Here is a 13511-nt window from a genome sequence, read left to right as displayed (position 1 = left end):
GGGATGGCGCACGAGAACCAGACGACACCGAGGCAGGCACGATCGCTTTCCCGCGGTCGACGCCTCGCCATCTTCGCGGCGCTGATGCTCGGCGAGTTCCTCTACGGCTGGGCCTGGAACAGCGTGGACGTGCTGCGACCGTTCCAACGCAGCGCTCTCGGCCTGACGCTCGTCCAGGCTGGCTCGACCTACTCTGCGCAGGGAGCGGGAGCGCTGATCGGCGCGATCCTCATCGGACAACTCGCCGATCGCTTTGGCCGGCGCAACGTAGCCGCCGCGATCATCATGGGCTACGGCCTCTCGCTGCTGTCCGGATTACTCGTGGCGAGCTATCCGCAATTGCTTGCCCAGCGCTTCGTGCTCGGCCTCTTCACCGGGGGCGTCTTCCCCGTAGGGGTCAGCATCTACGTCAATCTGTTCGAGGAGCATCTGCGCGGCAGGGTGGCCGGCATGCTCAACGCATGCTTCAGTTCGTCCATCGTCGCGCTCGGCTTGGCCCTGGGCGCTTTGGGCGGTCATGACTGGCATCTCCTGCTCTGGATCGGCGGCGTGCCGCCGCTGCTTCTCGCTGGCGTCATGCTGCTTCTTATTCCCGCAGGATCACCGGTCGACCGGCACGTCACGCGCGGCGAGAAGCTGCCGGTACGGGAGCTGTTTCACCCTGCGGTTCGCCGACAGACGCTGCTGCTTGCGACGATGACCGGGCTGAACTTTTTCGGCTATCAGGCATATAGCGGGTGGCTCACGACCTATCTCACCGGCGTACGCGGTCTGTCGGCCGGTGCGGCCGGGAACCTCGTCGCCTGGCAGTTCGCAGGTAACATCATCGGCGGCTTCGCCTGGGGCTGGGCGGCGGATCGCTTCGGCCGGCGCTTCAACGCCAGCGGCTTCCTTGTCGCGTCGGTCGCTATCCTCGTGTATCTTTCGATGCCGACCAGCCTGACACTGTTCCGTCTCGTCGGGCTCATCTACGGATCGATGCTGTGCTCCAGCGTGATCTGGGGTCCGTGGCTGGCCGAGCTGTATCCGCCCCACCTACGCTCCACGGCTGCCTCGATCTTTAACTGGGGACGCATCATCAGCTTCTTCGCGCCGCTCGCGACGGGCTTGCTCGCCGACCGCTACGGCCTGCCCGCCGCCATGGCGTCGGCCGCTGCGGCCTTCGCAGCGGCCGCCCTGATTTGGCTCAGCCAGCGCGAGACGCTCCGGTCGAAGGTGCAGGAGCGCTCGATGCCAGCCGCCGATCCCCTCGTCCCGGCCTCAGCATCGGTGCGGGACGCCAGCTGAAAGGTCGGCAGCGATCGGAGCGCCCGGGGGCGGTCCGGCTTCGCCCTCCGCCCCCTTCCAGCCTCAGGCCAGACTCGCAGCCTGGTGCAGTCGGTCGACCCGGACCTGCGCCGCCTTCATGTGGCCATCCAGCCCCTCGCTCGCGCTCTGGCGCGAGGCAGGCGGGCCGACCTTCAGCACCGCCTCGTCCGAAAGCCACTGGTGCGTGGCGATCTTGACGTAGCTGCCGACCCATAGTCCGCCCGTGTAGCGCCCCGCGCCCATCGTCGGCAGCGTGTGGTTGGTGCCCACCGTCTTGTCCGAATAGACGACGCTGGCGTTCTCTCCGATGAACAGCGATCCATAGTTCCGCAGCTTGGCGGCCAGCCCATGAGCGTCGGTCGTATGCACCTGGAGATGCTCCGCCGCGACATGGTCGGAGTAGGCGATCATCGCGGCCTCGTCGGCGCAGAGGACGATCTCGCCGTAGTTGGCCCAGCTCTCACCCGCGATCTTCGCGGTCGCCAACGTCACCAGCTGACGCTCCACCTCGCGCGCGGTCTCTTCTGCCACGGCGCGATCGGTGGTGATCAGGCCGACGCGCGTGCGCACGTCATGCTCCGCCTGGGCGAGCAGGTCCGTGGCGATGAGGCGGGGGTCGCCGCTCGCGTCCGCCAGCACGAAGATCTCCGAAGGTCCGGCGAGCTGGTCGATGCCCACCGGTCCGAACACCTGCCGCTTCGCCTCGTTGACGAAGGCATTGCCGGGCCCGACGATCTTGTTCACCTGGGGCACACTCGCCGTTCCGAACGCCATCGCGGCGATCGCCTGGGCCCCGCCGATCCGGAAGATGCGGTCGGCGCCCGAGAGATGGCACCCCGCGATCATCGCCTGGTGCGCGTTGGGTGGAAGGCATGCGACCACTTCGTCGCAGCCTGCCACCTTGCCCGGCACGATCGTCATGATCGGCGCTGAAAGCAGCGGGAAGCGCCCGCCTGGCACGTAGGCGCCCACCCGCTCGATCGGGATCACGCGATGTCCGAGATGCAGGCCGGGCAGCGGCTCCACTTCGAGCGGCAGCATGGTCGCAAGCTGCGCCTGGGCGAATCGCCGCACGTTCTCGATAGCAAACTCGGTATCCGCGCGCGTCTGCTGGTCCAGCGCAGACACCGCGGCGAGTCTCTCCTCGTGGGTGACCTCGAACCGGTCGAGTTCCGCACGGTCGAACTTGATCGAATATTCGCGCACCGCCTCGTCGCCGCGCGATTTCACGTCCGCGAGGACGGCCTCGACGATGCCGACCACGTCGCCCGTATCGGCGATCGAGTCGCGCGCCGGCGCCTTGACATACGTGGTGCTGTGCTCGAACCCCTGCGGCGCCGTATCGGCCATGTGCGTCGTCTCCCTGCGAGCGTCGCGACGTGCGATGCTGACGCGACGTTATTGAATTCGAATGCAGTTGTCACGGGGGCACGGTTGGCTGGACGCAGACGCGATGACGGTGAGGCGCCCGGCGATGAGGCGACTGCGCTCACGCACGCGCCGAAGCGGGCGACTTCCTACGACGTCGCCCGCCGCGCCGGCGTGTCACAATCCGCCGTATCGAGGTGTTTCTCGCCGAATGGCTCGATCTCCTCGGCGACGCGTCAGCGCATCATGAAGGCCGCCGGCGAGCTGGGCTATCGCCCCAACGCGCTGGCTCAGGGCCTGATCTCGCGACGCACGCACCTGGTCGCGGTGATCATGTCGAGCCTGACGATGCTCCACTACCCCGAGGTTCTCGCGGAGCTGTCCCATCGCCTGACGGAGCGCGACCTGCGAATGTTGCTGTTCTCGCTCGAGGCGGAGAGTGACGTGGACGGCGTGCTGGAGCAGGTGTGGCGGCACAGCGTAGACGGCGTGATCTGCGCCGCGCATCTGACAGACCCTCAGGTCGAGCAGTTCATCGCCCACCGCGTGCCGCTTGTGCTCTACAATCGCCTGAGCAGCCGCGCTCCGGCGACGTCGGTCGCGTGCGACTCGGTGGCGGGGCAGCGCGAACTGGTCGAGCGGCTCCTGGCGGCCGGTCATCGGCGCTTCGCCGTCGTCGCCGGGCCGGCAGACAGCTACGTCGGAGAGGAACGTCGCCGCGCCGCGCTGGCGCGGCTTGGTGAAGCTGGGATCACCATCGTTCCCGAACAGCGCGGCGACTTCAGCTACGCCAGCGGCGGCGACGCGATGATTGCGCTGATGGCGGAGGCGGAGCAACTCGACGCGGTCGTGTGCGTCAACGATCTCATGGCCATCGGCGCGATCGACGCCGCGCGGGACCGCTTCGGGCTGCGGATTCCGGAGGATCTCTCGGTTGTCGGTTTCGACGGCACCGATCCCGCAGGATGGAACAGCTATCGGTTGTGCTCGATCCGCCAGCCGGTCCGACGCATGACCCAGGCGGCGGTCGACATGCTGCTCGAGCGCGTCGAGGACGCCCGCATCCCGCCCGAGCGGCGCTTGTTCAGCGGTCAGTTCATGGAAGGCCGGTCGGCTCGTCTCGCCTGACGCGCGCGGGCGCATTCGGAACCGCAAAACGCCTGTATGACGGACGGCTGGGTGTCACTCAGCACGGCGCCCCGCCGATCTCGCGATGGCGTCGGCGTTGCGGAAGACGGCCCTATCTGGCTCTTGCGATCAACGTCAAACGCGAGCTCTCGCGCGTCAGGCAGACCGCCACGCGAGTGGCTTGCCTTTGTACTTCGAATGCAAAAACTCGTGGACAGGTATGTGCGGCGTCGATAGCCTCCTCGCAATAAACGAACATGAGGGGGCAGCATGTCGGTTTTTAAGCTCATTTTCGGTACCTCTGCGCTGGCGCTCGTCGCTGGTACTCAGCCCGCGTTCGCGCAGGGCGATCAGGCGAGCGCGCCTGGCGCGGTGGACACCGCCTCACAACCGCAGAGCAACGCCGCGGTCGCCGACACGTCCGCGGGAGAGCAGGGCGGCGGCATCGGCGACATCGTCGTGACGGCGCAACGTCGCGAGGAGAACCTGCAGACGGTGCCGCTGGCGATCACCGCGATCTCGGGTGACACCCTGAAGAACCGCGGCGTCGTCGACATGTCGCGGCTCAACGAGTTCGTGCCGGGCTTCAGTTTCGGCCAGACCGGTTCCGACGTCCGCCCCGCGATGCGTGGCGTCCGCACCGCCAACAACGGCGTTACCGGCGATCCGACCATCGGCTATTTCATCGACGGCATCTATCAGTCTCGTACCAGCCAAGCGTCGCTCGGCTTCGCCGACGTCGCTACGCTGGAGGTGCAGCGAGGACCGCAGGGAACGCTCTACGGTCGCAACACCTTCGGCGGCAACATAGTCGTGACCACCAACGCGCCCACGCATGAGCTTGACTACGGATCGACGCTGACGGTCGGCAACTACGACAAGGTGCGGTTCGAAGGGTACGTCAACGTACCGCTGACGGAGAACGTGGCGGTACGCCTCGTCGGCGTCACCGACTATGCCGATGGATGGGTCAAGAACAGCTACGACCCCCAGGCAGATCTCTTCGACGAAAACAAGCAATATGTCCGCGGCTCGGTGAAGTGGGACGTCGGCGATTTCAGCGCTACCTTTCGTGCCGACTACGCCAAGCAGGGCGGCAACGGCGCCTCGGCGTTCGGCTACAAGCAGATCGGATCGTACATCGATCCGGCCACGTGTCAGATCCTCTTCAACTCACCCAGCATCGTCTATCTGAACGAGCGCGCCGGCAACCGCGACGGAGTGCGGGACTGCACCACCACCGCGGCCGGCCCGCTCGGTCCGGTCGGCACCGGCGTCGATCTCGGCATTCCGATCGACAACCCGGGGGACGAATTCACCGTCTCGAACGACTACAAGCCGTTCCGGAACCTCTACCAGGCATCCACCTCGTTGACCGCGTCCTACGATTTCGGCGCCGTGTCGCTGAAGTCGATCACCGGCTACGTGAAATACCGCGGCAAGCGGACCACCGACTCCGACTTCTCGTCCTCGTCGATCGCGATCGATCTGGCGCGCACGCACACGGACACCTTCAGTCAGGAGGTGCAGCTGCTGTCGTCGAAGTCGCAGCGGTTCGAATATGTGCTCGGCGGCTACTTCCTCAACGACACGCTGGTGAACGGTTTCATCAATCAGCAGCTGCCGCGCGTGATCCGCTCCAGCGCGCTGGCGACGCCCATCACCGGATCGCAGAACAACGGCACGTACCAGTACGAGCGCGTGAAGGTATACTCGAGAGCCGCCTACGGCCAGGCCACGTTCCATGTCACCGACGCGTGGTCGGTCACCGGCGGTGTGCGCTACACGCACGAGAAGAAGGAGTATCTCAACGCCACTGCGTTCTGGTACCTGCCCGCCACGCTGCCGAACGGCGTCAATCCACTGACGCAGGTGACGATCAACGACCCGACGCCGCCGCTCAGCATCTTCCCGGCGAAACCGTCGAACTGCGGCGACGACGGCGTCACTGCGGCGACGATCCTCAACGCGACCGGTCAGCAGGTGGCGTCCACCTACTGCCCTCTAGAGTTCAGCCAAGTCACGTGGAAGGCGGGCACGGAGCTGCAGGTGACCGACAGCAACCTGCTCTACGCCAGCGCCTCGACCGGTTTCCGCTCGGGTGGCTTCAACGCCGGTCTCGCCGCCGCGCAGAGCGCGCCGACGTTCGGTCCCGAGAAGGTCACCGCGTTCGAGCTCGGCGCAAAGAACCGCTTCTTCGGCAACACGGTCCAACTCAACCTGTCGGCCTTCTACAACAAGTACCGAGATCTGCAGGAGAGTCGCCAGATCATCGTCGGGGGCACGACGCTGCAGACGACCTTCAACGCCGCGCGCGCGCGCTCCTACGGCATTGAGGCGGAGGCGATCTGGGAGCCGACGCCGGAGCTCACGATCGGAGCGAACCTGTCGCTGCTCAACGCCAAGTACTCGAAGTTCGAGAACGTCCCGCTGCCGTTCGGCGGATCGATCCTCGTCAACGATCCGACGGCGACGGCGCCGACCGTCGTCAACGGAGTGACGATCGCGGGCATCGGACAGCGTCGCGTCATCGCTCCAGGCTACGATTGCCAGCCGCTGACTGGAACCGGCGGCGCCGGGCAGCCGGCCCTGTCGTTCGTCTGCGACCTCTCCGGCAACAACATCCCGCATTCGCCGAAATACTCGGGCTCGGCCTACGCCTCCTACCGGATCGATCTGGGCGGGGACTCGGCCCTGACGCCGTTCGTCGCCGCGTCCTTTGCCGGGCACCATGACGAGCAGTCGTTCAACGACCGGCTCGCGCGGGAGGAGCCATGGTTGAAGCTGGACGCCACGCTGACCTACGAGGTCAACAAACAGCTGTCGCTGATCGCCTTCGTCGACAACATCACCAACGAGAGCATACAGACGCTCGTCTCCTACGGCGGCACGCCGCTGCAGGCGAGCTACGAACCGCCGCGCATGTACGGCCTGCGGCTCCGCTTCCAGCGCTGAGGAGTCGAGGGTGACCAGCGCGATAGGAACGGCAACGACTCTCGCTCCCGCCATGGGCGGCGTGGACGGGGGCGCCACCGTCGTGCCGATGTTTGAAGCGCCGGAACCGGCGTTTGAACACGGGCTAGCTCGCCGCCTGGCGGCGTTCGCCTTCGTGCTGGTCGCCGAGTTCTTCTACGGCTGGGCCTGGAACACGGTCGACGTGCTGCGGCCTTTCATCCGCGACAGCCTCGGCCTGTCGCTCACCCAGGCGGGATCGGCCTACTCGGCGCAGGGAGCGGGGGCACTGATCGGCGCGATCACCTTCGGTCAACTCGCCGACCGGCTCGGCCGACGCAACATGCTGGTCGCGATCATGGTCGGCTACGGCGTCATGCTGATCGCCGGCGCCGCCGTGGACAGCTACGTACAGCTGCTGGCACAGCGTTTCGTGCTCGGGCTCTTTCTCGGCGGCAGCTTTCCGGTGATCGTGGGCATCTACGTCGCCCTGTTCGCGCCGCGGGTGCGCGGTCGGCTGGCGAGTGCGGTCAATCTGACCTTCAGCAGCGCCATCGTCGTGCTCGGCCTCGCGCTCGGCCACTTAGGCGATCGCGATTGGCGCGTGCTGCTGTGGCTCGGCGGCATACCGCCCGTCGCGCTCGCCGCTTTGGCCTGGTTGATCGTGCCGGCGAGCGGAGCGAGCGCTCGGGTGTCGCGCTTCCCGATCGGCGAGCTGTTCGCGCCGAGCGTGCGGCGACGGACCCTGCTTTTGGCGACGCTGACCGGGCTCAACTTCTTCGCCTACCAGGCCTTCAGCGGTTGGCTGACGATCTACCTCAAGGAGGTGCGGCAGCTGCCCCCGGAGATCGTCGGGAACCTGGTCGCGGCGCAGTTCGCGGGCAACATGATCGGCGGCTTCGTCTGGGGCTGGGCCTGCGATCGGCTGGGACGGAGATTCGGCGCGCTCGGCTTCGCGCTGACGGCCGCGACGGTCGCGATCTATATCGGGATCCCCACGATCGTGCCACTGCTGCTGGCGGTCGGCTTCCTCTATGGGTTCGGCGTCTCGTGCAGCATCGTCTGGGGGCCATGGCTGGCGGAATTGTACCCGCCGCATCTCAAATCCACTGCCGCGTCGATCTTCAATTGGGGCCGGCTGATCAGCTTCTTCTCGCCGCTCGCCACTGGCGCGCTGGCTAGCGCGGTTGGCCTCCAGGCGACGATGCTCGCCTCGTGCGTCATCTTCGTGGTCGCGGCGCTGATCTGGCGGAGCCTGCCCGAGACGCTGGCCCGCGCGTGAGGGCCTCCGCCATCACCTGACGGCATCACGCGCCGTCCCGCCCGTCCTGCAGGCCGATCTACGGTGTCGCTTGAGGCATACGTCCCTTATGCGGCCCCGACCTGTGCCAGCGCCTTCGCACCCGCGAGCAGAAAGCCGTGGTCGGAACCTAGCAGGAAGAGGGTGGCGCCCTTCTCTCCCCACAGCGGGATGTCGGCCGCGCGCGACAGGAACATGCCGACCGGACGTCCGCACGCCCGTCCGGCGGCGCAGACGCGCTCGACCGCCGCGACAACGCGCGGATCGTCCTGGTCGGCAGTGCCATAGGCCACCGTCAGGTCGGCGCGGCCGACGAAGAGCGCGTCGATGCCGTCCACCCGCGCGATGTCGTCGATCGCGTCGACAGCTTCGGGATCCTCGATCTGCGCGATCACTACCGTCCGTCGTGCGGAGGCGGCGAGATGATCCGCCATCGGCCTCGTCGTATAGCCAGCGGCTCGGGACGAACCGGCATAGCCCCGTCCGCCGGCACCGTAGTGCGCCATGCGGACCAGGGCTCGCGCCTCGTCGGCGGAGCGGACATGCGGGGCAACCACGCCGGTGGCGCCACAGTCCAGCGCGCCGAGCACATGTTCCGGCGTGGTGCTCGCGACGCGCACCAGAACGTCCTTGCCGCTCGCGCGTGACGCCAGCACGCAGCCGTCGATCGCGGCGCGATCAAAGGGCGCATGCTCGGCGTCCAGGCACAGGCAATCGAGCGACGACAGCGCCAGCACCTCCACGACGATCGGGGACGGAGTCTTCACGAAGGTGCCGACGATGCGCTCCCCCGCGGCGAGGCGCTGTTTCAGCGTCATGCCGCGCGCTTCCACAGGCGCTCGCTGGCGCGCGCCGCGCCTTCCGCGAGCGTCGCCAGCTTGGCGTAGACAATGTCGGCATCCACGGCGCCGAAGCCGGCGAAGGTCGAGAACCCGCAGTCGGTGCCCGCGATCACGCGGTCGCGCCCGACCAGCCCGGCGAACTGATCGATGCGCTGCGCGACCACCTCGGGATGCTCGACGAAGTTGGTGGTCGAGTCGATCACCCCGGGGATCAGCACGCGATCGTCGGGGACCAGGGCGGCCAAGTCCCTGAAGGCCTGCCAATCATGCTGATGGCGCGGGTTCGCGGTCTCGAAGAGCAGGCCCTGCGGCTTTGCCTTCATCAGCACCGGGAGAATCGTGCGCATCTCTACGTCGCGCGTGTGCGGCCCTTCGTAATTGCCCCAGCAGACATGCATGCGCGCCATTTCCGCCGGCACGTTGCGAAGGGCATGGTTGAGCACCTCGACATGCCGTTCGATCAGGGTGAGGTAGTCCGCTTCGCTGCGGTCCTTGTACATCATGTGGCGGCCGAGCCCGAGATCCGGGCTGTCGAGCTGCAGCGTCAGACCGGCGGCGACGATCGCCTCATACTCCGGGCGCATGGCCTCTGCGAGTGCCTCGAGATAGGCGTCCGACGAGGCATAGAATTCGTTGGGCTGGAACAGCGCGATCACGCCCGGCGACGCGGCGTTCATGAAGGCGCCGTCGGGGCGGTGCGTCGCCACGGCCCGGCTGAGGTTCGCGACGTCGGCGTGGAGCGGGCCCAGCGTGCGCGGCGCCACGGCGCCGACGCAGCAGGGCCGGCGGTAGGTCGGTGTGCCGCCGCCCGCCGCCTGGCGCTGCAGGAAGGCGGGGAAATCCTCCAGATCCGCCGGCGGTGTACGCGGCGAGTCGCCGTCGAAGCCGGTGATCCGGTCCTTGATATACGTGGCGTAGCTGATCTTCGACATCTCGCCATCGGAGACGAGGTCGATGCCGCTCTCGACCTGTCGGGCGACGCAGGCGTCCACCGCCGCGCCGAGTACGTCGTCGAGGACGGCGGCGTCGACCGGCTCTCCGCGCTCCTGCGCGAAGATCAGGTCGGTCACGACGCGGCTCCGCGGCAGCGAGCCGACATGGGTGGTTAGTATGCGGTCGACCATGGTGATCCTTTCAGACGTCAGTCCGCGGTCCAGCCGCCGTCGACGACGAGGCTCGTGCCCGTCACCATCGTGGCGGCAGGAGAAGCAAGGTAGACGATGGCGCCCATCAGGTCCTCCACCTTCCCGAGCCGTCCGAGCTTGATGCGCTTGAGAACGTCGTCGCGGAACGCGGCGTCGTCGAGGAAGGGACGGGTCATCGGCGTCTCGATGAAGGTCGGCGCGATCGTGTTCGATCGGATACGGTGCGGCGCCAGGTCGAGCGCCATCGCCTTCGACATGCCCTCCAGAGCCCACTTCGACGCGCAGTAGAGCGTCCGCCGGAGCCCGCCGACATGCCCCATCTGCGATCCCATATGGATGATCGAGCCGCCATGAGCCGCGCCGATCATACCGTCGGCCACGGACTGGGCCACGAAGAAGGCGGCCTTGAGGTTGAGGTCGAGCACGGCGTCGTAATCGTCCTCAGAGACCGCCACGAACGGCTTCGGCCTGTTGGTGCCGGCGTTGTTGACGAGAATCTCGAACGACCCCTGCGCCGCGATGGTGGCGCGCGTCGTGGCCGTGTCGAGCACGTCCAGTACCAGCGCGCGGGCCAAGCCCCCCGCGGCGGTGATCGCCCCGGCTGCTGCCTCGATCTCCGAAACGGTGCGCGCCGCCAGGGTGACGTGAGCGCCCGCCTCGGCCAGCGCGGCGGCCGCGGCCAGCCCGATGCCGCGCCCTGCCCCGGTCACCAGCGCACGCAAGCCGTCCAGCCGGAAGCCTGGCGAACGTGGCAGATCGATCATTCGGCGGCGACCAGCGGCTCCGCTGCGCCGGCATAGGGCACGTTGCGCCCCCCGTACCGACGCACGCGAACGTTGGCCTGTTCGCCGTGCCCGGCGAAGCCCTCCAGCGCACAGAGCCTGCTGCAATACTCGCCGATCTGCGCGGAAGCGGCGTCGCTGGTCACGCGCTGATAGGTGCAGGTCTTGAGGAACTTGCCCACCCAGAGACCGCCCGTATAGCGTGCCGCCTTCCGCGTCGGCAGCGTGTGGTTGGTGCCGATCACCTTGTCGCCAAATGCCACGTTCGTCCGTGGCCCCAGGAACAGGGCACCGTAGTTGGTCATGTTCGCGAGAAAATAGTCGGGGTCGCGAGTCATCACCTGAACGTGCTCTGAGGCGATGTCGTCGGCGATGCGCACCATCTCCGCCTCGTCCTCGGCCACAATTACCTCGCCGTAGCTCTCCCACGCCCGCCGGGCGTAATCGGCAGTCGGCAGGATCTCGAGCAGGCGCTCGATCTCCGCCAACGTCTCGCGCGCCAGCTTCTCGGACGTGGTGAGCAGGATAGCCGGGCTGTCTGGGCCGTGCTCCGCCTGCCCCAGCAGATCGGTGGCGCACAGTTCGGCGTCCGCGCCCTGCTCATCCGCGATCACCAGCGTCTCGGTCGGACCCGCGAACAGGTCGATGCCGACACGGCCGAACAGCTGTCGCTTAGCCTCGGCGACGAAGGCGTTTCCAGGGCCGACGAGGATGTCGACCGGGGCAATCGACGGCGTGCCGATGCCCATCGCCGCGACCGCTTGAATGCCGCCCAGGCAGTAGATCTCATCGGCACCGGCCATCGCCTGCGCGGCGACGATCGCGGGCGCGGGCCTGCCCTGAAATGGCGGCGCACACGTGACGACCCGCGGTACGCCCGCGACCTTCGCCGTGATGACGCTCATGTGCGCCGAGGCGAGCAGCGGGTACTTGCCGCCGGGCACGTAGCAGCCCGCGGCGTTGACCGGCACGTTGCGGTGACCGAGCACGACGCCGGGCAGCGTCTCCACCTCCACATCGGACAGCGACTCGCGCTGGATCCGGGCAAAGTTGCGAACTTGCGCCTGCGCGAACTCGATATCCTTGATGTCCTGTGCGGACATCTGATCGATGCAATCCTGGATCTCGCGGTCGGAGAGCCGGTAGTCGTCGCGGTCCCACTTGTCGAAGCGGATCGACAACTCGCGGACGGCCACGTCGCCGCGCTCGGCGATGTCAGCCAGTATCGCTTCGACCGTATCCCGTATCTGCCGATCGTTGCTGGCGGTCGCCTCCGCATTGCGCCCTCGCTTAAGCCACTCCGCCATCCCACCCGCTCCTGTGCATTCGAATGCATCTTCGTAATCTGCTTTGGTGGTGGTTACAAGCGAGATGCCTGCCAAAGGAACGCGACCCAGGCGGCGCTTGGTGACTGCTCCATAGCTGATCTATGGGTGTGCCCTGCGGCGAGTGTCGACTGCGCGAGTGCCAAATTCGTCAGAGGGAGGTGAGCACCGGTCACCCGACACGTTGGTTGGCGAAGGTTCGATCCGGTAACGCCGGCTCCTTATAAGCGCTTGACCCAATAACGGCCGCTCCAAGTGCCATGCGCTCGTTCCGACCTCAGACATGTGTTCATCTTAAGCCCGGCCCCTCGCCGGTTGACCGCTGCAGGCCTCGCTTCCCCAGCTGGCACTTCGTTCCGGAATCCATCGAAGCTCGCTGACCGTAGCTTCCGCCCAGGCGGATTCGGTGGCCGTCTAAAGCGCCTAGGCGGTGGCAGCTCCTTAACATATGTTGCTCTACGTTGCTGACACCTCTTGAGAGTGTCGCAAACGTGAAGAACCTGAAGATCAGCTCGAAGCTGCTTGTTGCCTTCGGCATCCTACTCGGCTCCCTCCTGCTCATGGCAGCCGCGTCGATCACCAGCCAGCGCACCTTGAACGGCGCTGCCGAGCTGCTCGGGCACGACCGACGGGACAAGTTGGTCGCCGTTGCCGCACTCGACACGGCGACGTCGGACTACCGGAATGCGGAGGCGAACAGCATCTTGTCAGAGGCGCCCGCCGACATCGCTGCTGCCGAGACTGACGCGGCAGCGCAGGCGGCCGAGGTCGGCAAGAACGCGAGCTTCTTGAACGAGGCGCTCAAGAACCCTGCCGCACGATCCATGTTCGAGCGCTTCGAGGCAGACTGGCACACTTACCTGGCGCAGTCGAAGACCACACTGACGCTGTCGCATGACAATCAAAACGACGCGGCACTCGCCAGCTTCCGGCGCAGCAAGGCAAAATACGATCAGGCCAGCGATGATGCCGGCAAGCTGAAGGCGATCCAGGTCAGCCTGATGGACGGCGACATGGCCGCGGCTAACGCGACCTACACGACCTCGCGCGATGTCTCGATCGCGATCGCCGTCGCGGTGCTCGCGCTCACCGTTTTCATGCTGCTCTCGCTGATCCGCGGCATCGCCACGCCGCTGACGGCGATGACCGCGACGATGCGGCGGCTCGGCGCGGGCGACCTCGACGCCGAGGTCGCGGTCGATCCCCGGCGCGACGAGGTGGGCGAGCTCGCCGGCTCGATGGTGGCGTTCCGCGACCAGCTCGTCGCCGCCGAGCGCGCCAAGCAGGAGCAGACCCGCCTGATCGTCGACAGCGTCGGCAGCGGGCTCGACTCGCTCGCGCGCGGCGACCTGACCGCGCGG

10 protein-coding genes are annotated in these 13511 nt (G+C 67.0%); 5 read left to right on the top strand and 5 right to left on the bottom strand.

What is annotated here, in order from left to right; all coding sequences use genetic code 11:
• Positions 1–3 precede the first annotated feature (3 nt).
• Positions 4–1287: an MFS transporter gene (locus K7957_RS15520; RefSeq protein ID WP_223013014.1), complete on the top strand. Its 1284-nt coding sequence runs from the start codon at positions 4–6 to the stop codon at positions 1285–1287.
• A gap of 63 nt (positions 1288–1350) precedes the next feature.
• Here the strand turns inward: K7957_RS15520 and hisD (K7957_RS15515) are convergent, their stop codons facing one another.
• Complete coding sequence (hisD, locus tag K7957_RS15515; RefSeq protein ID WP_223013012.1) at positions 1351–2658, bottom strand: histidinol dehydrogenase; 1308 nt, start codon at positions 2656–2658, stop codon at positions 1351–1353.
• A gap of 84 nt (positions 2659–2742) precedes the next feature.
• Between hisD (K7957_RS15515) and K7957_RS15510 the strand changes: the two genes are divergently transcribed.
• From K7957_RS15510 to K7957_RS15500, 3 genes are all read left to right on the top strand, one after another.
• Complete coding sequence (locus K7957_RS15510; protein ID WP_223013011.1) at positions 2743–3804, top strand: LacI family DNA-binding transcriptional regulator; 1062 nt, start codon at positions 2743–2745, stop codon at positions 3802–3804.
• Positions 3805–4074: 270 nt separating this feature from the next.
• A complete protein-coding gene (locus K7957_RS15505; RefSeq protein WP_223013008.1) occupies positions 4075–6759 on the top strand; it encodes a TonB-dependent receptor in 2685 nt (894 codons plus the stop codon).
• A gap of 10 nt (positions 6760–6769) precedes the next feature.
• The gene (locus K7957_RS15500) at positions 6770–8038 is read left to right on the top strand and encodes an MFS transporter (RefSeq protein WP_223013006.1); all 1269 of its coding nucleotides are present in this window, start codon (positions 6770–6772) and stop codon (positions 8036–8038) included.
• A gap of 86 nt (positions 8039–8124) precedes the next feature.
• Here K7957_RS15500 and K7957_RS15495 read toward each other — a convergent pair whose 3' ends face one another.
• Genes K7957_RS15495 through hisD (K7957_RS15480) form a run of 4 tightly spaced genes read right to left on the bottom strand, consistent with a single transcriptional unit; the run spans position 8125 to position 12132 of the window.
• A complete protein-coding gene (locus tag K7957_RS15495; RefSeq protein WP_223012981.1) occupies positions 8125–8874 on the bottom strand; it encodes an HpcH/HpaI aldolase family protein in 750 nt (249 codons plus the stop codon).
• Complete coding sequence (locus K7957_RS15490) at positions 8871–10022, bottom strand: cobalamin-independent methionine synthase II family protein (protein ID WP_223012979.1); 1152 nt, start codon at positions 10020–10022, stop codon at positions 8871–8873. The genes K7957_RS15495 and K7957_RS15490 overlap by 4 nt, the downstream gene beginning before the upstream one ends.
• 17 nt (positions 10023–10039) lie before the next feature.
• Positions 10040–10807 carry an SDR family NAD(P)-dependent oxidoreductase gene (locus K7957_RS15485; protein WP_246617168.1) on the bottom strand — a complete coding sequence of 256 codons (768 nt, stop codon included), beginning with the start codon at positions 10805–10807 and terminating at the stop codon, positions 10040–10042.
• Positions 10804–12132, bottom strand: a complete 1329-nt coding sequence (hisD, locus tag K7957_RS15480; RefSeq protein WP_223012977.1) for a histidinol dehydrogenase — start codon at positions 12130–12132, stop codon at positions 10804–10806. The genes K7957_RS15485 and hisD (K7957_RS15480) overlap by 4 nt, the downstream gene beginning before the upstream one ends.
• A gap of 509 nt (positions 12133–12641) precedes the next feature.
• On the opposite strand from hisD (K7957_RS15480), the gene K7957_RS15475 reads away from it, so the two are divergent.
• Positions 12642–13511, top strand: an 870-nt coding sequence (locus K7957_RS15475; protein WP_223012975.1) for an MCP four helix bundle domain-containing protein, incomplete at its 3' end; no start/stop codon positions are given.

The sequence above is a fragment of the Sphingomonas yunnanensis genome (assembly GCF_019898765.1).
In the GTDB taxonomy this organism is placed as follows: Bacteria; Pseudomonadota; Alphaproteobacteria; order Sphingomonadales; family Sphingomonadaceae; genus Sphingomonas; species Sphingomonas yunnanensis.
This window is presented reverse-complemented; position numbering and strand designations above follow the sequence as displayed.